Genomic DNA, 20,750 nt, shown 5'->3' on the forward strand with positions numbered 1-20,750 from the left:
GCATACCCTGGAGTATACCCATACCAATAAAGGATTACCTCTAAATTGCCGCAGGGGTAACGGTTAGGGGGTGGGCGCAGCAGGAACGGGTCAGAACCGTGAAAAACCACACCTTTTTTACGTTTTGCGTCTACTCACTAAGGGGGATGACTTTTTTTTCGCCGCAAAACGTCCCACTTTTCCTTTGATTTATATCAACTTACCGCCGCTCTAAAGCCCTAATGTTTGCAGCATCATTCGAGAATCAGAGGTGTCTATGAGTCACTCATCCGCTCCCGAAAGGGAAAATGGTGCCGTCATTACTGACTGGCGTCCAGAGGATCCGGCGTTCTGGCAACAGCGCGGCCATCGTGTAGCAAGTCGTAATCTGTGGATTTCCGTTCCATGCCTGCTGTTAGCGTTTTGCGTCTGGATGCTGTTCAGCGCGGTTGCGGTTAACCTGCCAAAGGTTGGCTTTACCTTTACCACCGATCAGCTCTTTATGCTGACCGCGCTGCCGTCGCTCTCGGGCGCGCTGCTGCGCGTGCCTTACGCGTTTATGGTGCCGGTCTTCGGCGGACGTCGCTGGACGGCCTTCAGCACCGGCATCATGATCGTCCCGTGCGTGTGGCTCGGTTTTGCGGTGCAGGATACCTCCACGCCGTTTAGCGTGTTCGTGATTATCTCCCTGCTGTGCGGTTTTGCGGGTGCGAACTTTGCGTCCAGCATGGCAAACATCAGCTTCTTCTTCCCGAAAGCGAAGCAGGGCGGGGCGCTCGGCATTAACGGCGGTCTGGGTAACATGGGCGTGAGCGTGATGCAGCTGCTTGCTCCGCTGGCGATCTCTGTTTCTATCTTTGCTGCGTTCGGCGGCGGCGGCGTGACGCAGCCTGACGGTTCGATGCTGTTCCTGCAAAACGCCGCCTGGATCTGGGTGCCGTTCCTGGTGGTCTTTACGCTGGCGGCGTGGTTCTTTATGAACGATCTGTCTGCGTCAAAAGCTTCCCTGAGCGAGCAGCTGCCGGTGCTGAAGCGTGGCCACCTGTGGGTGATGGCGCTGCTGTATCTGGCAACCTTCGGCTCGTTCATCGGCTTCTCCGCGGGCTTTGCGATGCTGTCGAAAACCCAGTTCCCGGACGTGCAGATCCTTCAGTTCGCCTTCTTCGGTCCGTTTATTGGCGCCCTGGCGCGTTCGCTGGGCGGCATGATTTCTGACCGCCTTGGCGGTACCCGCGTCACGCTGGTGAACTTTGTGGTGATGGCTATCTTCTGTGCGCTGCTGTTCCTGACGCTGCCGGCGGATGGTCAGGGGGGTAACTTCATTGCCTTCTTCGGCGTCTTTATGGTGCTGTTCCTGACGGCCGGGCTGGGAAGTGCTTCTACCTTCCAGATGATCTCCGTCATCTTCCGCAAGCTGACCATGGATCGCGTGAAGGCGCAGGGCGGGAGCGACGAGCAGGCGATGCGTGAAGCCGCTACCGACACCGCGGCGGCGCTGGGCTTTATCTCTGCTATCGGCGCCATCGGTGGCTTCTTTATTCCAAAAGCGTTCGGCATCTCGCTGGATCTGACCGGCTCCCCGGCGGGAGCAATGAAGGTCTTCCTCGTCTTCTATATCGCCTGCGTGGCTATCACGTGGCTGGTATACGGCCGTAATACCAAGAAAAACAAGTAAGCTTGATTATCCGTTTGCGCGGCCTGTGTGCCGCGCTTTTTTTATGGCACAAATAGTTACAACATACTAATGGCTTCGCCAGGGGTATCGCGCGGGTAACGCTGTGATGGCCATCGCTTTTCAGGGGAGCCTACCCCTTAATACCTAAGATGTTAAATTTTTCCCTGCTTTTTGTACGATAAATAAAAAATATCCATATATTTCAAAATGATAGTAAATTTAAAAACCTACCGCTTTGGTGGTATTTCATCTAATACCCCCCGTGAGAGTCCCCCTTCGCCTTGATCGTTATCAATTCTCACCATCTTTCATAGCGTTACCTTCGCTGCAAATCAGCAATGTCGATTTAGAGAGCCACAGGCTCCACACAGGAGATACCCGATGAGCAAATTTTTGGACCGGTTTCGCTACTTCAAACAGAAGGGTGAAACTTTTGCCGATGGGCACGGCCAGGTTCTGGATACCAACCGGGACTGGGAAGACGGTTACCGTCAACGCTGGCAGCATGACAAAGTTGTCCGCTCTACCCACGGCGTAAACTGCACTGGCTCATGTAGCTGGAAGATTTTCGTTAAAAACGGTCTGGTGACCTGGGAAATGCAGCAGACCGACTATCCGCGCACCCGCCCGGATATGCCGAACCATGAACCGCGCGGCTGCCCGCGTGGCGCCAGCTACTCCTGGTATCTCTACAGCGCCAACCGTCTGAAATACCCGCTGATGCGTAAACGCCTGATGAAAATGTGGCGTGAAGCGAAAGTTCAGCACAGCGATCCGGTTGATGCGTGGGCATCCATCATCGAAGACGCCGACAAAGCGAAAAGCTTCAAGCAGGCTCGCGGTCGCGGCGGCTTCGTTCGTTCCTCCTGGAAAGAGGTGAACGAGCTGATTGCGGCTTCCAACGTCTACACCGTGAAAACCTACGGTCCTGACCGCGTGGCAGGCTTCTCGCCGATCCCGGCGATGTCGATGGTCTCCTACGCCTCCGGTGCGCGCTATCTTTCGCTCATCGGCGGTACCTGCCTGAGCTTCTACGACTGGTACTGCGACCTGCCGCCTGCGTCTCCACAGACCTGGGGCGAGCAGACCGACGTGCCGGAATCTGCCGACTGGTACAACTCAAGCTACATCATCGCCTGGGGCTCTAACGTTCCGCAGACCCGTACCCCGGACGCGCACTTCTTTACCGAAGTGCGTTACAAAGGGACGAAAACCGTTGCGGTGACCCCGGACTACGCGGAGATCGCGAAGCTGTGCGACCTGTGGCTGGCACCGAAGCAGGGTACCGATGCGGCAATGGCGCTGGCGATGGGCCACGTTATGCTGCGCGAATTCCACCTCGATAAGCCAAGCCAATACTTCACCGACTACGTGCGTCGCTACACCGACATGCCGATGCTGGTCATGCTCGAAGAGCGTGACGGCTACTACGCGGCGGGCCGTATGCTGCGCGCGGCGGATCTGGTGGACGCCCTGGGCCAGGAAAACAACCCGGAGTGGAAAACCGTCGCCTGCAACAGCAACGGCGAGCTGGTGGCGCCAAACGGCTCAATCGGCTTCCGCTGGGGCGAGAAGGGCAAATGGAACCTGGAGCAGCGTAACGGCACTACCGGCGAAGAGACTGAACTGCGCCTCAGCATGCTGGGCAGCCAGGATGAGATCGCCGATGTTGGCTTCCCGTACTTTGGCGGCGAAGGCTCCGAGCACTTCAACAAGGTTGAGCTGCAAAACGTCCTGATGCACAAGCTGCCGGTTAAGCGCCTGCAGCTGGCCGACGGTTCTACCGCGCTGGTCACCACCGTCTATGACCTGACCATGGCCAACTACGGCCTGGAACGCGGTCTGAACGACGAAAACTGCGCGACCGGCTATGACGACGTGAAGGCTTACACCCCAGCCTGGGCAGAACAGATTACCGGCGTGCCGCGCGCGCAGATCGTTCGCATCGCCCGCGAGTTTGCGGAAAACGCCGATAAGACCCACGGCCGTTCAATGATCATCGTCGGGGCCGGTCTGAACCACTGGTATCACCTCGATATGAACTATCGCGGTCTGATCAACATGCTGATCTTCTGCGGCTGTGTCGGTCAGAGCGGCGGCGGCTGGGCACACTACGTGGGCCAGGAAAAGCTGCGTCCGCAGACCGGCTGGCAGCCGCTGGCGTTTGCCCTTGACTGGCAGCGTCCGGCACGCCACATGAACAGCACCTCCTACTTCTATAACCACTCCAGCCAGTGGCGCTACGAGACGGTTACCGCCCAGGAGCTGCTGTCGCCGATGGCGGATAAATCCCGCTACAGCGGCCACCTGATTGACTTCAACGTCCGCGCTGAACGCATGGGCTGGCTGCCGTCCGCGCCTCAGCTGGGGACTAACCCGCTGCGCATTGCAGAAGAGGCGAAGAAGGCGGGGATGTCGCCGGTGGATTACACCGTTAAGTCACTGAAAGAAGGCTCAATTCGTTTCGCGGCTGAACAGCCGGAAAACGGTAAAAACCATCCGCGTAACCTGTTCATCTGGCGCTCAAACCTGCTGGGCTCTTCCGGTAAAGGGCATGAGTACATGCTGAAATACCTGCTCGGTACCGAAAACGGTATCCAGGGTAAAGATCTCGGCAAGCAGGGCGGCGTGAAGCCGGAAGAGGTGGAGTGGAAAGACAACGGTCTCGACGGCAAGCTGGATCTGGTGGTGACCCTCGACTTCCGTCTGTCCAGCACCTGCCTGTACTCCGACATCGTGCTGCCAACCGCGACCTGGTACGAAAAAGACGACATGAATACCTCGGATATGCATCCGTTTATTCATCCGCTGTCTGCGGCCGTTGACCCGGCGTGGGAATCAAAAAGCGACTGGGATATCTACAAGGACATCGCGAAGAAGTTCTCCGAAGTCTGCGTGGGGCACCTGGGCAAAGAGACCGACGTGGTCACGCTGCCGATCCAGCACGACTCCGCTGCCGAACTGGCGCAGCCGCTGGACGTGAAGGACTGGAAAAAAGGCGAATGCGACCTGATTCCGGGCGTAACCGCGCCGCACATTATTCCGGTAGAACGTGACTACCCGGCGACCTACGAGCGCTTTACCTCTATCGGCCCGCTGATGGAGAAAATCGGTAACGGCGGGAAAGGGATCGCCTGGAACACCCAGAGCGAAATGGATCTGCTGCGCAAGCTCAATTACACCAAAGCGGACGGTCCGGCCAAAGGCCAGCCGATGCTGAATACGGCGATTGATGCGGCAGAAATGATCCTGACCCTGGCACCGGAAACCAACGGCCAGGTTGCCGTGAAGGCGTGGGAAGCGCTGAGTGAATTCACCGGCCGCGACCACACGCATCTGGCGCTGAACAAAGAAGACGAAAAAATCCGCTTCCGCGATATTCAGGCGCAGCCGCGCAAAATCATCTCCAGCCCGACCTGGTCTGGCCTGGAAGATGAGCACGTGTCCTATAACGCCGGCTACACCAACGTTCACGAGCTGATCCCATGGCGCACCCTGACCGGCCGTCAGTCGCTGTATCAGGATCACCAGTGGATGCGGGACTTCGGTGAAAGCCTGCTGGTTTACCGTCCGCCTATCGACACCCGCTCCGTGAAGGCCGTGATGGGTGCGAAATCTAACGGTAACCCTGAGAAGGCGCTGAACTTCCTGACGCCGCACCAGAAGTGGGGTATCCACTCAACCTACAGCGACAACCTGCTGATGCTGACGCTGTCGCGCGGGGGCCCAATCGTCTGGATGAGCGAGACGGACGCCAAGGATCTGGGTATCGAAGATAACGACTGGATCGAAGTGTTCAACAGCAACGGTGCCCTGACGGCACGTGCAGTGGTGAGCCAGCGCGTACCGGCCGGGATGACCATGATGTACCACGCGCAGGAACGTATCGTGAACCTGCCGGGTTCAGAGATCACCGAGCAGCGCGGCGGTATTCACAACTCCGTGACGCGTATTACGCCGAAGCCAACCCACATGATCGGTGGCTACGCGCAGCTGGCCTACGGCTTTAACTACTACGGCACCGTAGGATCGAACCGCGATGAGTTCGTGGTGGTACGTAAGATGAAGAATATTAACTGGTTAGACGGTGAAGGTAATGACCAGGTACAGGAGAGCGTAAAATGAAAATTCGTTCACAAGTCGGCATGGTGCTGAATCTGGATAAATGCATCGGCTGTCATACCTGCTCGGTCACCTGTAAAAACGTCTGGACCAGCCGTGAAGGTATGGAGTACGCCTGGTTCAACAACGTGGAAAGCAAGCCGGGCACCGGCTTCCCGACCGACTGGGAAAACCAGGAGAAGTGGAAGGGCGGCTGGATCCGTAAAATCAACGGCAAGCTTCAGCCACGCATGGGTAACCGTGCGATGCTGCTGGGTAAAATCTTCGCCAACCCGCATTTGCCGGGCATCGACGATTACTATGAGCCGTTTGATTACGACTATCAGAACCTGCACAACGCGCCGGAGAGCAAGCACCAGCCGATCGCCCGTCCTCGCTCGCTGATCACCGGCCAGCGCATGGACAAAATTACCAGCGGTCCAAACTGGGAAGAGATTCTGGGCGGCGAGTTCGAAAAACGCGCCAAAGACCAGAACTTCGAGAACATGCAGAAGGCGATGTACGGCCAGTTCGAAAACACCTTCATGATGTATCTGCCGCGCCTGTGCGAGCACTGCCTGAACCCGGCGTGCGTGGCGACCTGCCCGAGCGGTGCCATCTACAAGCGTGAAGAAGACGGTATCGTGCTGATCGACCAGGACAAGTGCCGCGGCTGGCGTATGTGCATCACCGGCTGCCCGTACAAAAAAATCTACTTCAACTGGAAGAGCGGTAAGTCTGAGAAGTGCATCTTCTGCTACCCGCGTATCGAAGCCGGTATGCCGACCGTCTGCTCTGAGAGCTGCGTAGGCCGAATTCGCTACCTCGGCGTGCTGCTGTATGACGCGGACGCGATTGAAAATGCCGCGAGCACCGAGAACGAGAAAGATCTGTATCAGCGTCAGCTGGACGTCTTCCTCGATCCGAACGATCCGAAGGTTATCGAACAGGCGCTGAAAGACGGCATTCCGCAGAGCGTGATCGACGCCGCGCAGCAGTCTCCGGTGTACAAAATGGCGATGGACTGGAAGCTGGCCCTGCCGCTGCACCCGGAATACCGCACGCTGCCGATGGTCTGGTACGTGCCGCCTCTGTCTCCGATTCAGTCTGCGGCCGATGCGGGTGAACTGGGCAGCAACGGCATTCTGCCGGACGTGGAAAGCCTGCGTATCCCGGTTCAGTACCTGGCAAACCTGCTGACCGCAGGGGATACCCAGCCGGTACTGCTGGCGCTGAAGCGCATGCTGGCGATGCGCCACTTCAAACGCGCGGAAACCGTTGACGGCGTCAACGATACCCGCGCGCTGGAAGAGGTCGGCCTGACCGAAGCGCAGGCGCAGGAAATGTACCGTTACCTGGCGATTGCCAACTACGAAGACCGTTTCGTGGTGCCGAGCAGCCATCGTGAACTGGCGCGTGAAGCCTTCCCGGAAAAAAGCGGATGTGGCTTTACCTTTGGCGACGGTTGCCACGGGTCAGACAGCAAGTTCAACCTGTTTAACAGCCGCCGCATCGACGCCCTTGATGTGACCAGCAAAACGGAGCCGCACCAATGATTGAGCTCGTCATTGTTTCGCGTCTGCTCGAGTACCCTGATGCTGCGCTTGCGCAGCATCAGCAGGAACTCTTTGATGCACTCGCGTCATCTGAAAACCTGGATAAAGAGGATGCCCAGCGCCTTGGCGTTTTCCTCCGCGACCTGTTAGCGCGCGATCTTCTCGATGCGCAGGCGGACTACAGCCAGCTGTTTGACCGTGGACGTGCGACGTCGCTGCTGCTGTTTGAACACGTCCACGGTGAATCCCGCGACCGTGGTCAGGCAATGGTGGATCTGATGGCCCAGTACGAGCAGCACGGTTTGCAGCTCGACAGCCGCGAGCTGCCGGATCATCTGCCGCTGTACCTGGAGTATCTGGCGCAGCTGCCGAAAGAGGAGGCGCTGGGTGGCCTGCAGGACATCGCGCCGATTCTGGCGTTGCTCGGCGCGCGCCTGAAGCAGCGTGAGAGCCGCTATGCGGTCCTGTTCGATCTGCTGGTGAAGCTGGCTAACGCCTCGGTCGACGGTGAAAAAGTGGCGGAAAAAATCGCGGATGAAGCCCGCGACGATACCCCACAAGCGCTGGATGCGGTCTGGGAAGAGGAGCAGGTGAAATTCTTCGCGGACCAGAACTGCGGGGAATCTGAAATCTCAGCCCACCAGCGTCGTTTTGCCGGAGCGGTTGCTCCGCAATATCTGAATATCTCTAACGGAGGACGGCACTAATGCACTTCCTGAATATGTTCTTCTTTGACATTTACCCGTATATCGCGGGCACCGTATTCCTGGTGGGAAGCTGGCTGCGTTATGACTACGGCCAGTACACCTGGCGTGCTGCCTCCAGCCAGATGCTGGATCGCAAAGGGATGAACCTGGCGTCTAACCTGTTCCATATCGGGATTCTGGGGATTTTCGCGGGGCACTTCCTGGGGATGCTGACGCCGCACTGGATGTACGAAGCGTGGCTGCCGATTGAAGTGAAGCAGAAGATGGCGATGATCGCCGGCGGTGCCTGCGGCGTGATGACCCTTGTGGGTGGCCTGCTGCTGCTGAAGCGCCGTCTGTTCAGCCCGCGCGTGCGTGCTACCACCACGGGAGCGGACATCCTGATCCTCTCCCTGCTGATGGTGCAGTGTGCGCTGGGTCTGCTGACCATACCGTTCTCCGCGCAGCATATGGACGGCAGTGAAATGATGAAGCTGGTGGGATGGGCGCAGTCAGTGGTGACCTTCCACGGCGGTGCATCTGAGCATCTCGACGGCGTGGCGTTTATTTTCCGCGTTCACCTGGTGCTGGGTATGACCCTGTTTGTGCTGTTCCCGTTCTCTCGTCTGGTGCACATCTGGAGCGCGCCGGTGGAGTACATGACGCGCAAGTACCAGATTGTGCGCGCACGTCGCTGATTCACTTTTCTGATACAAGCCCCGCCTGGCGGGGCTTTTTTTGTTCCGGCTTAGCCTTTCAGGGCGCTTATCGCTGAGTGACGCAGGTCTGGCACGACTTATCCTTCCCCGCAATGGAAGAACATAAGGCATTGTGCTTTAGGGTAGTCTTGGGATATTTGGAAGTGATGGTGGTGGGGGAAGGATTACCCGGCGCGTTGCGCCTCGCCCTTCGGGTCGTTGCCTGCGGCAACGCTTTCTCGCTACGCTCGAATCGAACCTTAGTCGAAGCTTCTCATCCTTCCCCGCAATGGAAGAACATAAGGCATTGTGCTTTAGGGTAGTATTGGGATATTTGGAAGTGATGGTGGTGGGGGAAGGATTACCCGGCGCGTTGCGCCTCGCCCTTCGGGTCGTTGCCTGCGGCAACGCTTTCTCGCTACGCTCGAATCGAACCTTAGTCGAAGCTTCTCATCCTTCCCCGCAATGGAAGAACATAAGGCATTGTGCTTTAGGGTAGTATTGGGATATTTGGAAGTGATGGTGGTGGGGGAAGGATTACCCGGCGCGTTGCGCCTCGCCCTTCGGGTCGTTGCCTGCGGCAACGCTTTCTCGCTACGCTCGAATCGAACCTTAGTCGAAGCTTCTCATCCTTCCCCGCAATGGAAGAACATAAGGCATTGTGCTTTAGGGTAGTATTGGGATATTTGGAAGTGATGGTGGTGGGGGAAGGATTACCCGGCGCGTTGCGCCTCGCCCTTCGGGTCGTTGCCTGCGGCAACGCTTTCTCGCTACGCTCGAATCGAACCTTAGTCGAAGCTTCTCATCCTTCCCCGCAATGGAAGAACATAAGGCATTGTGCTTTAGGGTAGTATTGGGATATTTGGAAGTGATGGTGGTGGGGGAAGGATTCGAACCTTCGAAGTCGATGACGGCAGATTTACAGTCTGCTCCCTTTGGCCGCTCGGGAACCCCACCAGGGGTAATTCATATTTTGAGGTACAGCTTGAAGATGGTGGTGGGGGAAGGATTCGAACCTTCGAAGTCGATGACGGCAGATTTACAGTCTGCTCCCTTTGGCCGCTCGGGAACCCCACCACGGGGTAATGCTTTTTACTGGCCTGCTTCCTGTTGGAAGCGGGGCGCATCATATCAAATGAGGCGCCCCTGTAAAGTATTCCTTTAGGGAAATGAAGTTGTTTGCCTGCTTTTTATCCGTAAAGGCGGAAAGCTAATCAATTCATTTTCCGAAGGATTAAAGAATAATCGTTCTGTTGCCGTAGACAAAGACGCGCTGGGCAAGCACCTGATACAGAGCACGGCTCAGGACGTTCTTCTCGACGTCGCGCCCTGCGCGCATCATATCTTCCGCCGTGTAGGTGTGGTCCACGTGAATGACGTCCTGCATGATGATTGGGCCTTCGTCCAGATTATCGTTCACGTAGTGGGCGGTCGCACCGATGATCTTCACCCCGCGCTCGTACGCCTGGTGATACGGGCGTGCACCAATAAAGGCTGGCAGGAATGAATGGTGAATGTTGATGATCTTGTTCGGGAAGCGTGCCACGAAGGACGGCGTCAGTACGCGCATGTATTTTGCCAGCACGACGTAGTCCGGGTTATGCGCCTCAATGGCCTGAGCCATCAGGTTGTCGTGTTCTTCACGGGTATGGCCTTCATGGCTCACCAGCTCGAACGGAATGTCAAAACGTTCAACCAGGGTACGCAGCGTCTCGTGGTTGCCAATAACGGCGGCGATTTCAACGTCCAGTCCGCCATAGTTGGCCTTCATCAGCAGGTCGCCCAGGCAGTGCGCCTCTTTGGTGACCAGAATCACAATGCGGCGACGGCCGGCCGGATTCAGCTCGCGTACCGAGCCTTCCGGCAGGGCGCTATCCAGATCGGCAAGCAGGGTGGTGTCGTTGAAAATGCCTTCCAGCTCGGTGCGCATAAAGAAGCGACCGGTACGGTGGTCAACGAACTCGTTGTTCTGCACGATATTCAGTTCATGTTTGTAACAAATGTTAGTAATTCGTGCGATAAGCCCTTTTTGATCGGGACAAATAGTGCGCAGAACTTTACGTTGTAATGATTGCATCGCCGGGAAATCCTGTTTAAGTATTTGCGAAGTCTGAGTTGTCAGGCATTGCTGCCGCAACACTTTTTAAATTTTTTACCTGAACCGCAGGGGCAGGGATCGTTACGACCGAATTGCGGGCGTGTACCGTCAATATAATACCATTGCCCGCTTTCCTTTAAGAACCGGGAACGTTCAATGATGGCTCCCGGTTTGTTTTGCTCGCTGAAGCGGGCGACAAAGCTGACATAGCCTTCGTTATCATCACGACCGGGAGCGGAGTCAAAGACGGTGAGGCCAAGCCAGGTCGTGTTGGCGAACCCGGCTTCAATCTCCTGGCGGAAATCGGCCGCCTGGCAGGACGGGTGCCAGGTGTTAATCAGGTAGTCTGCGTTTTTGATCACAAAAGCAGCATACCGCGAGCGCATAAGGTGTGACGGGTCTGGAGCAACCTGCTCGCCAGAAAGATATCGCTGGCAACATAGGCTATACTCCAGAGCGCTACCACAGGGGCAGAGTTGAGACACGATTCTCTTCCTGGAACAAAAAATAAGGCGTTAAACGCTTAAGGTAGCACCATGTTAACTGAGCAGTTGCGTTGACGCTATGTCGGGAATCCAGGGGAAGTAAAACAGGGCTAATGAGAAAGGTAAAAATTGGACTGGCGTTGGGCTCAGGTGCCGCCCGGGGTTGGTCACATATTGGCGTTATCAACGCCTTAAACCAGATGGGGATTGACGTTGATATCGTTGCAGGTTGTTCTATCGGGTCGCTGGTCGGGTCCGCTTACGCCTGCGGCAAGCTCCCGGAGCTCGAAAGCTGGGTGCGCTCTTTTCGCTACTGGGATGTGCTGCGCCTGATGGATCTCTCCTGGCAGCGCGGCGGGCTGCTGCGCGGGGAACGCGTGTTCAACCAGTTCCGCAAGATTATGCCGCACGCTGACTTCAGCCACTGCCATATGCCATTTGGTGCCGTTGCCACCAACCTCAGTACGGGCCGGGAAATATGGCTCACCGAAGGGGATATTCACCGTGCCGTACGCGCCTCCTGTAGCATACCGGGCTTAATGGCCCCCGTGCCGCACAACGGCTACTGGCTCGTTGATGGCGGGGTAGTGAATCCCGTGCCCATCTCGCTGACGCGTGCTATGGGGGCAGATATCGTCATTGCCGTAGATTTACAGCACGACGCCCATCTTATGCAGCAGGATCTGATGTCGGTTAATCTTCAGAGCGATGAGGCAGAAACAGAGAAACTGGCGTGGCATGCGCGTCTGCGCGGCAGAATAGGGCGTCTGGCCTCCCGTCGTGCGGTAGCCGCGCCTAACGCCGTCGAAATCATGACGACCTCCATTCAAATCCTTGAGAATCGCCTGAAGCGAAACCGTATGGCGGGCGATCCTCCGGATATTCTTATTCAACCCTATTGCCCACAAATCTCAACCTTAGATTTCCACCGGGCTGAAGCCGCCATTGCAGCGGGCTCGTTAGCCGTCGAAAAGAAAATAGATGAACTGTTGCCTTTTGTGCGTACAGCACGTTAAGCACTTTTTTGATTACTTCAGCAAAATCTGACAGGCGATAGTACCAATAGCATGCCACTATTGAGTAACTGTCAGCCAGGGGAGGAACCATGACACAGCCATTGGCCGGAAAACACATTTTGATAGTTGAAGACGAGCCCGTTTTCCGATCGCTACTGGATTCGTGGTTATCCTCACTGGGTGCAACCACGTCCCTTGCCGAAGATGGCGTCGAGGCGCTGGAAAAAATGGCCAGCATTACGCCTGACCTGATGATCTGTGATATCGAGATGCCTCGCATGAACGGCCTGATGCTGGTGGAGAACCTGCGTAACGAAGGGGATCAGACCCCCATTCTGGTTATCTCCGCCACCGAGAATATGTCGGATATCGCCAAAGCGCTGCGTCTGGGGGTGCAGGATATCCTGCTCAAGCCCGTCAAGGATTTAAACCGTCTGCGTGAAACGGTGCTCGCGTGCCTGTACCCTAATATGTTTAATTCCCGGGTTGAGGAAGAAGAACGTTTATTCCAGGACTGGGATGCATTAGTCAGTAATCCCCTCGCGGCCGCAAAGTTGCTTCAGGAACTTCAGCCGCCCGTGCAGCAAAAGATTTCTCATTGCAGGGTAAATTATCGTCAGCTGGTAGCGGCTGACCAGCCGGGACTGGTGCTGGATATTGCACCGTTATCAGATTCCGATCTCGCCTTTTATTGTCTGGACGTCACCCGGGCGGGAGATAACGGCGTTTTGGCTGCCTTATTGCTGCGCGCGCTGTTTAATGGTTTGTTACAGGAACAATTATCCCATCAGGGGCAACGGCTTCCTGAGCTAGGCAGTTTACTCAAACAGGTTAACCAGCTTTTCCGCCAGGCGAATTTACCGGGTCAGTTCCCGCTTCTGGTTGGCTATTATCACAGCGGGTTGAATAACCTTATTCTGGTATCGGCAGGGTTAAATGCCACGCTGAATACCGGAGAACATCATATTCAGGTGAGTAACGGCGTACCCTTGGGGACGCTGGGAAATACTTACCTTAATCAAATTAGTCATCGCTGCACCTCCTGGCAGTGCCAAATTTGGGGTGCGGGTGGACGGTTACGCTTAATGTTGTCCACGGAGTAAGCAATCGGTTTTTATTTTTCAGATTGCTTTACCTGTGTTTTTGCCGGCGGTGCTACTATCGCTGCAAGTTTCATGCGTATTTGTCTTAATTGATCGGCAACGCGTCCTTTTCAGACCCGTATTAGTGGCTGAGACTGTATACTCAACGCGTTATTCAATGCATAAAAGTTCAAAACTTGAACAATTCAGGAGAATTTCAATGGCTGCCCTAAATTCGAAAGTCAGAAAGGCCGTTATCCCGGTGGCGGGATTGGGTACCAGGATGTTGCCAGCGACGAAGGCAATCCCAAAAGAGATGCTGCCTCTGGTTGATAAGCCATTAATCCAGTATGTCGTGAATGAGTGTATTGCTGCAGGTATCACCGAAATTGTTCTGGTGACGCATTCATCTAAAAACTCTATCGAAAACCATTTCGATACCAGTTTCGAACTTGAAGCGATGCTGGAAAAACGCGTTAAGCGTCAGCTGCTGGAAGAAGTTCAGTCTATTTGCCCTCCACACGTTACCATTATGCAGGTTCGCCAGGGCCTGGCGAAAGGTCTGGGCCATGCGGTACTGTGCGCGCATCCGGTAGTGGGTGATGAGCCCGTTGCGGTAATCCTGCCAGACGTCATTCTGGACGAATACGAATCCGATCTTTCCCAGGAAAACCTGGCAGAGATGATCAAACGCTTCGACGAAACCGGCAGCAGCCAGATCATGGTAGAGCCAGTCGACGACGTTACCGCTTACGGCGTGGTTGACTGCAAGGGCGTAAACCTGCAACCGGGCGAAAGCGTGCCGATGGTTGGCGTTGTAGAAAAACCGAAGGCTGACGTTGCGCCGTCTAACCTCGCTGTCGTAGGCCGCTATGTGCTCAGCGCAGAGATTTGGGCGCTGCTGGCGAAAACCCCTCCGGGTGCTGGTGATGAAATCCAGCTGACGGATGCCATTGATATGCTGATCGAGAAAGAGACCGTAGAAGCCTACCATATGAAAGGTAAGAGCCATGACTGCGGGAATAAACTCGGTTATATGCAGGCGTTCGTTGAATATGGCATTCGCCACAACAGCCTGGGTGAAGAATTTAAAGCCTGGCTCAAAGGTAGCGTGGGTATTAAGTAATAATCCTCCAGCCTGCTAAACAAGACCGGTGCGGCGATGCTCACCGGTTTTTTTATGCCTGCCGTGCGGTATTTGTCACCGTGATTGTCAAGGACGTTAAATAGTGCGCATCGCAATATGACAGAGTGTAAGGAGATGTACGGGAAAATATGGCAGGCATAAAAAACCCCGCTCAGGGCGGGATTTTCAGAATCTTTCCAGATTAATCCTTGATAAGGAAGTCATCCAGTTGTTTGCCTTGCTCGTCCATTGCTTTCTTGATAACAGCAGGAGTACGACCCTGGCCGGTCCAGGTTTTCTCTTCGCCGTTCTCATCAATGTAGCTATATTTAGCAGGGCGTGCAGCGCGTTTTGCTTTGGTGCCCGTTTTCGCTGCTGCCATGCTGTTCAGCAATTCATTTGGATCGATACCGTCAGCAATCAGCATTTCGCGATACTGTTGCAGTTTACGCGTACGTTCTTCGATTTCAGCAGCGGCTGCGCTTTCTTCTTCACGACGTTCGTTAACTACAACTTCTAATTTTTCCAGCATTTCTTCAAGCGTCTCAAGGGTACATTCTCTTGCCTGCGCACGAAGAGTACGGATGTTGTTCAGAATTTTAAGTGCTTCGCTCATTGTAGTAATCTCAAACTTATAATGGGGGTGGGTTTGTTGTCCTAATAATAGAGCGTTAATTTGACTTGTGCAATAGGCCGGAATGTAAGGAATTCAAAAAATACAAAATAAACGACGCTATTATTAATTACGCTATCTTAAATTTCATTGCTTGTCTGACCTGTCAGATATCGATGCAAACGGCAAAAACTCGTCATTTGCATGTTTGTTTTGTGACTTTTCCCGCAGGAATTATAGTTGCGGTTGATAAATATCAGCCTTTTGTATTACTCCGGGAAAGCGCAGCCAGAACGAAAATAGTTAATAAATAGTGAATTTTAAAGCACGAACAATCCAGTATAAAAAGAAGTGTTATCACTTACGTTGCGCTTGTCATATTGTCATTGCTATATGCCTTTACTGCCTGTTTTAACGCATTATTTTACGCAGAATGCTGAGGGGTTAACCGCTGCTCAAAGGCCCCGAACGTGCGGTCTGGCGCAGATGCAGGTACGAAATATGGTACAATGAATCATCGGGAATATTACACATTGATTAGGATTTTTCGGCCAATGGCACAACTTTATTTCTACTATTCGGCAATGAACGCAGGGAAATCGACGGCGTTACTGCAATCCTCATACAATTATCAGGAACGTGGCATGCGTACCGTTGTGTACACCGCTGAAATCGACGATCGCTTCGGTGCCGGGAAAGTGAGTTCACGAATAGGGCTATCGTCGCCTGCAAGGCTGTTTAACCCAGAAACGGATCTGCTTGAGGATATTCGTACCGAGCATGCCGCTAAGCCTGTACACTGCGTGCTGGTCGATGAAAGCCAGTTTTTGACCCGAGAGCAGGTCCATGCGCTTTCAGACGTTGTGGATGAACTGGATATTCCCGTGCTGTGCTACGGATTACGTACCGATTTTCGTGGAGAGTTATTTGCCGGAAGTCAGTATCTGCTCGCCTGGTCAGATAAGCTGGTTGAGCTGAAAACGATTTGTTTCTGCGGTCGTAAGGCCAGCATGGTGCTTCGCCTTGACCAGTCGGGCAAACCCTACGCTGATGGCGAGCAGGTGGTGATAGGGGGCAATGAGCGCTATGTCTCGGTGTGCCGCAAGCATTATAAAGAGGCGCTGGTTGTCGGCTCGCTGACGGCGCTACAGGGCGACAGCCGGAAATAACAGAGCGGCTGTTATTCAGATATAAAAAAACCCGCCGCTGGCGGGTTTTTTATCACGCTGTCAATTACGCGTTTTTCTTCGCTTTCTTGTCAGCTTTTACTAATGGAAGTTCCACTTTCACAGCAGCAACATCGCTTTCAGTGAATTCACGGCCGTAGTAGGTATCCAGCAGGATCTGTTTCAGCTCGGAAATCAGCGGGTAGCGTGGGTTAGCACCGGTACACTGGTCATCGAACGCATCTTCAGACAGCTTGTCTACGTGTGCGAGGAAGTCAGCTTCCTGAACACCTGCTTCACGGATAGACTTAGGAATACCCAGATCCGCCTTCAGGCTTTCCAGCCACGCCAGCAGCTTCTCAATCTTCGCAGCAGTACGGTCGCCCGGTGCGCTCAGACCCAGGTGGTCAGCGATTTCAGCGTAACGACGACGAGCCTGTGGGCGGTCGTACTGGCTGAATGCAGTCTGTTTGGTTGGGTTGTCGTTGGCGTTATAACGGATAACGTTGCTGATCAACAGGGCGTTCGCCAGACCGTGTGGAATGTGGAACTGTGAACCCAGTTTGTGAGCCATAGAGTGGCAAACACCGAGGAAGGCGTTAGCAAACGCGATACCCGCGATGGTTGCTGCACTGTGTACACGCTCACGTGCTACAGGGTTTTTCGAACCTTCGTTATAGGATGCCGGCAGGTTTTCTTTCAGCAGCTTCAGCGCCTGCAGAGCCTGACCGTCAGAGAACTCAGAGGCCAGTACGGAAACGTAAGCTTCCAGAGCGTGAGTCACAGCATCCAGACCACCGAACGCACACAGTGATTTTGGCATTTCCATAACCAGGTTGGCATCGACGATAGCCATATCTGGCGTCAGCGCGTAGTCAGCCAGCGGATATTTCTGACCCGTTGCGTCATCAGTCACAACCGCAAACGGCGTTACTTCTGAACCGGTACCGGAAGTGGTGGTGACGGCGATCATTTTCGCTTTCACGCCCATTTTCGGGAACTTGTAGATACGTTTACGGATATCCATAAAGCGCAGCGCCAGTTCTTCGAAGTGCGTTTCAGGATGCTCGTACATGACCCACATAATTTTCGCGGCGTCCATTGGGGAACCGCCACCCAGTGCGATGATCACATCTGGTTTGAAGGAGTTTGCCAGTTCGGCACCTTTACGTACAACGCTCAGGGTTGGGTCAGCTTCAACTTCAAAGAAGACTTCAGTTTCGACGCCAGCCGCTTTCAGAACAGAGGTGATCTGGTCTGCATAGCCATTGTTGAACAGGAAACGGTCGGTCACGATGAGCGCACGTTTGTGGCCATCAGTAATCACTTCATCCAGCGCGATTGGCAGAGAGCCACGGCGGAAGTAGATAGATTTCGGAAGTTTGTGCCACAACATGTTTTCAGCTCGCTTAGCAACGGTTTTCTTGTTGATCAGGTGTTTTGGACCAACGTTTTCAGAGATGGAGTTACCACCCCAGGAACCACAACCCAGAGTCAGGGAAGGTGCGAGTTTGAAGTTGTACAGGTCACCGATACCACCCTGAGAAGCAGGGGTGTTGATCAGGATACGCGCCGTTTTCATCTTCTGACCGAAGTGAGCAACACGTTCTGGCTGGTTATCCTGGTCGGTGTACAGGCAGGAGGTGTGACCGATACCGCCCATGGCAACCAGTTTCTCTGCCTTCTCTACCGCGTCATCGAAATCTTTCGCACGGTACATTGCCAGAGTAGGGGACAGTTTTTCGTGAGCGAACGGTTCGCTTTCATCGACAACCTTAACTTCACCGATCAGAATCTTGGTGGTAGCAGGAACGGTGAAGCCTGCCAGCTCAGCGATTTTATAAGCTGGCTGACCAACGATGGCGGCGTTCAGTGCGCCATTTTTCAGAATCACGTCCTGAACGGCTTTCAGCTCTTTACCCTGCAGCAGGTAGCCGCCGTGGCTGGCGAAACGTTCACGAACGGCGTCGTACACAGAATCAACGACGACGACAGACTGTTCAGACGCACAGATAACGCCGTTATCGAAGGTTTTGGACATCAGAACAGAGGCAACAGCACGCTTAATATCAGCCGTTTCGTCGATAACAACAGGTGTGTTACCCGCGCCTACGCCGATTGCCGGTTTACCGGAGCTGTATGCTGCTTTAACCATACCAGGACCACCGGTCGCCAGAATCAGGTTAATGTCTGGGTGATGCATAAGGGCGTTGGACAGCTCAACGGAAGGTTGGTCGATCCAGCCGATTAAATCTTTTGGTGCGCCCGCAGCAATGGCAGCCTGCAGGACGATGTCTGCTGCTTTGTTGGTGGCGTCTTTCGCACGTGGATGCGGGGAGAAGATGATTGCGTTACGGGTCTTCAGGCTGATCAGAGATTTGAAGATTGCGGTAGAGGTTGGGTTAGTGGTTGGAACGATACCGCAAATGATGCCGATCGGTTCTGCAATAGTGATGGTGCCGAAAGTATCGTCTTCTGACAGCACGCCGCAGGTTTTCTCATCTTTATAGGCGTTGTAGATATACTCTGAAGCAAAGTGGTTTTTGATCACTTTATCTTCAACGATACCCATACCGGATTCGGCAACGGCCATTTTAGCGAGAGGGATTCGAGCATCTGCAGCAGCCAGAGCGGCCGCGCGGAAGATTTTATCAACCTGTTCTTGGGTGAAATTGGCATATTCACGCTGGGCTTTTTTTACGCGCTCGACGAGGGCGTTCAGTTCAGCGATATTGGTAACAGCCATAATGCTCTCCTGATAATGTTTAAACTCTTTTAGTAAACCAGCGCTCGATACGTCAGACAGTATAGTCAGAGCCGATTCCACTTGCGTAACACACAGTAAAACAAAGGATTACTCTCTGCTCCAGCTCACTAATTTACTAAAAGAGCCTTACCTTAGCATCATACCTTTTTGATAGGTGATCTCCCTGGCGGCGTAATCAAGATTACTCACTTCTGAGTACGAAAATTATGATCTGGGTCAATTTTCCACTAAGCTGATACCTTTCAGCAGGGTTAATTTGTGCTAATTATTCCACTGTTAAATAATTAAGTAACTATTGGAAGTGGCGCTATCATTGATTATACAAACGTTTAACATCATGAATTGATAACGTTTAGGCACAGATTTCTGGTGAAGTATGCGGCTAAAAAGCGTATCTTCAGCGCGGATTTATCATGACACGCTATCTCTTCCAGGACATGCTCATTTGCGGAGCTTAATGTGATTCAAACGCTCTTTGATTTCCCTACATATTTTAAGTTTTTTATCGGCTTGTTTGCTCTGGTCAACCCGGTCGGGATCATCCCTGTCTTTATCAGTATGACCAGCTATCAAACGGCAGCCGCAAGAAATAAAACCAACCTGACGGCAAACCTGTCGGTGGCGATCATCTTGCTGACCTCCCTTTATCTTGGTGACGCCATTCTGCAGGTGTTCGGGATCTCGATTGATTCGTTCCGTATTGCGGGTGGGATCCTCGTGGTGACCATTGCGATGTCGATGATCAGCGGCAAGCTGGGGGAGGATAAGCAGAACAAGCAGGAAAAATCAGAGACGGCGATCCGCGAAAGCATTGGCGTGGTACCGCTGGCCTTACCGCTCATGGCAGGACCGGGTGCGATCAGCTCAACCATTGTGTGGGGTACGCGCTACCACAGCCTGATGCATCTGATTGGTTTTTCCGTTGCCATTGCTCTTTTCGCGCTCTGCTGCTGGGGCGTGTTCCGCATGGCGCCATGGCTGGTTCGCCTGCTGGGACAAACGGGCATCAACGTCATTACCCGTATCATGGGGCTGCTGTTAATGGCATTGGGCATTGAATTTATTGTCACCGGTATAAAAAGCATATTCCCCGGATTATTACACTGACCTTCATTTGAAACGACGGAGCCGATGGCTCCGTTTTTTTTACATGATTATCAGTAAATCATATAAATAAAGTTGAAATGCGCTCCCGTCATAATAAGTTCTGCTAATAACTCTGTTTTGTTATTTTTCAAGAGGTTGTTAATTTCACCCTTCCCATCCTGCACATAAATCCTTCGAACCCTTTGTTATTTTACTCACATGATACTCTGGGGCTTGCTGACGGATAACCGAAATGATATTAGTAAATTCTGCGATGGCTCAGACGAATGTGCTAAATAATAACCATTTGTTAAATTTTCGTGAAAAAATTGAGCGGTCAGGCAATGTCATCGCGGTTACGAGCGTTTTTTCTGTAATAGCATAATAAACAAGCATTTTTAGCATTTTCTTCAGGATTGGCGTCTGCCATCAATGTGTGTTCAGGCGCTATAAAAGAGAAATGCTTAACAAATTTGCAAAATGTATTGGCGAGTGGTGGCACCATTTGGTACTTTCCGGCCTTATATTTTGCTGAATTAAACAAGTTGATGAGAATTATTTTCAGATAGCTCTCGCCAATGAAATCCACGCTCTCTCTGACAGGGGAGAGGGTTAA

General features: G+C 53.5%; 15 protein-coding genes, 2 tRNA genes and 4 other RNA genes. 10 read left to right on the plus strand and 11 right to left on the minus strand.

The window, feature by feature from the left end; genetic code table 11:
• Positions 1-256 precede the first annotated feature (256 nt).
• The 5 genes from MOQ06_RS09215 to narI all read left to right on the plus strand — a co-directional run bounded on the left by MOQ06_RS09215 (position 257) and on the right by narI (position 8,695).
• On the plus strand, positions 257-1,654 hold the full coding sequence (locus MOQ06_RS09215; RefSeq protein ID WP_193356433.1) for a NarK family nitrate/nitrite MFS transporter: 1,398 nt from the start codon (positions 257-259) through the stop codon (positions 1,652-1,654).
• Positions 1,655-2,035: 381 nt separating this feature from the next.
• The gene (locus MOQ06_RS09220) at positions 2,036-5,779 is read left to right on the plus strand and encodes a nitrate reductase subunit alpha (RefSeq protein ID WP_176610135.1); all 3,744 of its coding nucleotides are present in this window, start codon (positions 2,036-2,038) and stop codon (positions 5,777-5,779) included.
• On the plus strand, positions 5,776-7,311 hold the full coding sequence (gene narH / locus MOQ06_RS09225; RefSeq protein WP_148419624.1) for a nitrate reductase subunit beta: 1,536 nt from the start codon (positions 5,776-5,778) through the stop codon (positions 7,309-7,311). Before MOQ06_RS09220 ends, narH begins: the two co-directional genes overlap by 4 nt.
• A complete protein-coding gene (gene narJ, locus MOQ06_RS09230; protein ID WP_242172520.1) occupies positions 7,308-8,018 on the plus strand; it encodes a nitrate reductase molybdenum cofactor assembly chaperone in 711 nt (236 codons plus the stop codon). Before narH ends, narJ begins: the two co-directional genes overlap by 4 nt.
• Complete coding sequence (gene narI, locus MOQ06_RS09235) at positions 8,018-8,695, plus strand: respiratory nitrate reductase subunit gamma (RefSeq protein ID WP_193356432.1); 678 nt, start codon at positions 8,018-8,020, stop codon at positions 8,693-8,695. Before narJ ends, narI begins: the two co-directional genes overlap by 1 nt.
• Before the next feature lie 168 nt (positions 8,696-8,863).
• On the opposite strand, the gene MOQ06_RS09240 is transcribed toward narI, so the two are convergent.
• The 8 genes from MOQ06_RS09240 to MOQ06_RS09275 all read right to left on the minus strand — a co-directional run bounded on the left by MOQ06_RS09240 (position 8,864) and on the right by MOQ06_RS09275 (position 11,278).
• A non-coding RNA gene (locus MOQ06_RS09240) (RtT sRNA) lies at positions 8,864-8,994 on the minus strand.
• Between the two features lie 45 nt (positions 8,995-9,039).
• Positions 9,040-9,170, minus strand: a non-coding RNA gene (locus MOQ06_RS09245) — RtT sRNA.
• A gap of 45 nt (positions 9,171-9,215) precedes the next feature.
• A non-coding RNA gene (locus MOQ06_RS09250) (RtT sRNA) lies at positions 9,216-9,346 on the minus strand.
• 45 nt (positions 9,347-9,391) lie between these two features.
• Positions 9,392-9,522, minus strand: a non-coding RNA gene (locus tag MOQ06_RS09255) — RtT sRNA.
• A 45-nt stretch (positions 9,523-9,567) separates the two neighbouring features.
• Positions 9,568-9,652: transfer RNA gene (locus MOQ06_RS09260), tRNA-Tyr, on the minus strand.
• Between the two features lie 35 nt (positions 9,653-9,687).
• Positions 9,688-9,772: transfer RNA gene (locus tag MOQ06_RS09265), tRNA-Tyr, on the minus strand.
• 157 nt (positions 9,773-9,929) lie between these two features.
• The gene (purU, locus tag MOQ06_RS09270; RefSeq protein WP_063452241.1) at positions 9,930-10,772 is read right to left on the minus strand and encodes a formyltetrahydrofolate deformylase; all 843 of its coding nucleotides are present in this window, start codon (positions 10,770-10,772) and stop codon (positions 9,930-9,932) included.
• A 41-nt stretch (positions 10,773-10,813) separates the two neighbouring features.
• Entirely contained in the window at positions 10,814-11,278 is a 465-nt protein-coding gene (locus MOQ06_RS09275) for a YchJ family protein (RefSeq protein WP_242172522.1), read from the minus strand.
• Between the two features lie 113 nt (positions 11,279-11,391).
• Here MOQ06_RS09275 and rssA point away from each other — a divergent pair, with 113 nt between their 5' ends.
• From rssA to galU, 3 genes are all read left to right on the plus strand, one after another.
• Complete coding sequence (gene rssA, locus MOQ06_RS09280; RefSeq protein WP_148419628.1) at positions 11,392-12,294, plus strand: patatin-like phospholipase RssA; 903 nt, start codon at positions 11,392-11,394, stop codon at positions 12,292-12,294.
• A gap of 89 nt (positions 12,295-12,383) precedes the next feature.
• A complete protein-coding gene (rssB, locus tag MOQ06_RS09285; protein ID WP_242172524.1) occupies positions 12,384-13,397 on the plus strand; it encodes a two-component system response regulator RssB in 1,014 nt (337 codons plus the stop codon).
• A gap of 199 nt (positions 13,398-13,596) precedes the next feature.
• Positions 13,597-14,502, plus strand: a complete 906-nt coding sequence (gene galU, locus MOQ06_RS09290; RefSeq protein WP_148419630.1) for a UTP--glucose-1-phosphate uridylyltransferase GalU — start codon at positions 13,597-13,599, stop codon at positions 14,500-14,502.
• A 202-nt stretch (positions 14,503-14,704) separates the two neighbouring features.
• On the opposite strand, the gene hns is transcribed toward galU, so the two are convergent.
• The gene (hns, locus tag MOQ06_RS09295) at positions 14,705-15,118 is read right to left on the minus strand and encodes a histone-like nucleoid-structuring protein H-NS (protein ID WP_003856724.1); all 414 of its coding nucleotides are present in this window, start codon (positions 15,116-15,118) and stop codon (positions 14,705-14,707) included.
• Positions 15,119-15,669: 551 nt separating this feature from the next.
• On the opposite strand from hns, the gene tdk reads away from it, so the two are divergent.
• The gene (gene tdk, locus MOQ06_RS09300) at positions 15,670-16,284 is read left to right on the plus strand and encodes a thymidine kinase (RefSeq protein ID WP_148419631.1); all 615 of its coding nucleotides are present in this window, start codon (positions 15,670-15,672) and stop codon (positions 16,282-16,284) included.
• A 64-nt stretch (positions 16,285-16,348) separates the two neighbouring features.
• Here the strand turns inward: tdk and adhE are convergent, their stop codons facing one another.
• Positions 16,349-19,027, minus strand: coding sequence for a bifunctional acetaldehyde-CoA/alcohol dehydrogenase (gene adhE / locus MOQ06_RS09305; protein ID WP_242172525.1), 2,679 nt, complete (start codon positions 19,025-19,027; stop codon positions 16,349-16,351).
• 480 nt (positions 19,028-19,507) lie between these two features.
• Here adhE and MOQ06_RS09310 point away from each other — a divergent pair, with 480 nt between their 5' ends.
• On the plus strand, positions 19,508-20,155 hold the full coding sequence (locus tag MOQ06_RS09310) for a YchE family NAAT transporter (protein ID WP_063452247.1): 648 nt from the start codon (positions 19,508-19,510) through the stop codon (positions 20,153-20,155).
• 316 nt (positions 20,156-20,471) lie between these two features.
• On the opposite strand, the gene MOQ06_RS09315 is transcribed toward MOQ06_RS09310, so the two are convergent.
• Entirely contained in the window at positions 20,472-20,723 is a 252-nt protein-coding gene (locus MOQ06_RS09315) for a hypothetical protein (protein ID WP_242172527.1), read from the minus strand.
• Positions 20,724-20,750 lie beyond the last annotated feature (27 nt).

The organism is Enterobacter sp. I4 (assembly GCF_022669095.1).
GTDB lineage: Bacteria > Pseudomonadota > Gammaproteobacteria > Enterobacterales > Enterobacteriaceae > Enterobacter > Enterobacter pasteurii.

What these genes read in the sequence shown, in the direction of transcription:
- MOQ06_RS09215 (WP_193356433.1), top strand. Translation starts at nt 257, where the DNA reads ATGAGTCACTCATCCGCTCCCGAAAGGGAAAATGGTGCCGTCATTACT.
- MOQ06_RS09220 (WP_176610135.1), top strand. Translation starts at nt 2,036, where the DNA reads ATGAGCAAATTTTTGGACCGGTTTCGCTACTTCAAACAGAAGGGTGAA.
- narH (WP_148419624.1), top strand. Translation starts at nt 5,776, where the DNA reads ATGAAAATTCGTTCACAAGTCGGCATGGTGCTGAATCTGGATAAATGC.
- narJ (WP_242172520.1), top strand. Translation starts at nt 7,308, where the DNA reads ATGATTGAGCTCGTCATTGTTTCGCGTCTGCTCGAGTACCCTGATGCT.
- narI (WP_193356432.1), top strand. Translation starts at nt 8,018, where the DNA reads ATGCACTTCCTGAATATGTTCTTCTTTGACATTTACCCGTATATCGCG.
- purU (WP_063452241.1), bottom strand. Translation starts at nt 10,772, where the DNA reads ATGCAATCATTACAACGTAAAGTTCTGCGCACTATTTGTCCCGATCAA.
- rssA (WP_148419628.1), top strand. Translation starts at nt 11,392, where the DNA reads ATGAGAAAGGTAAAAATTGGACTGGCGTTGGGCTCAGGTGCCGCCCGG.
- rssB (WP_242172524.1), top strand. Translation starts at nt 12,384, where the DNA reads ATGACACAGCCATTGGCCGGAAAACACATTTTGATAGTTGAAGACGAG.
- galU (WP_148419630.1), top strand. Translation starts at nt 13,597, where the DNA reads ATGGCTGCCCTAAATTCGAAAGTCAGAAAGGCCGTTATCCCGGTGGCG.
- hns (WP_003856724.1), bottom strand. Translation starts at nt 15,118, where the DNA reads ATGAGCGAAGCACTTAAAATTCTGAACAACATCCGTACTCTTCGTGCG.
- tdk (WP_148419631.1), top strand. Translation starts at nt 15,670, where the DNA reads ATGGCACAACTTTATTTCTACTATTCGGCAATGAACGCAGGGAAATCG.
- adhE (WP_242172525.1), bottom strand. Translation starts at nt 19,027, where the DNA reads ATGGCTGTTACCAATATCGCTGAACTGAACGCCCTCGTCGAGCGCGTA.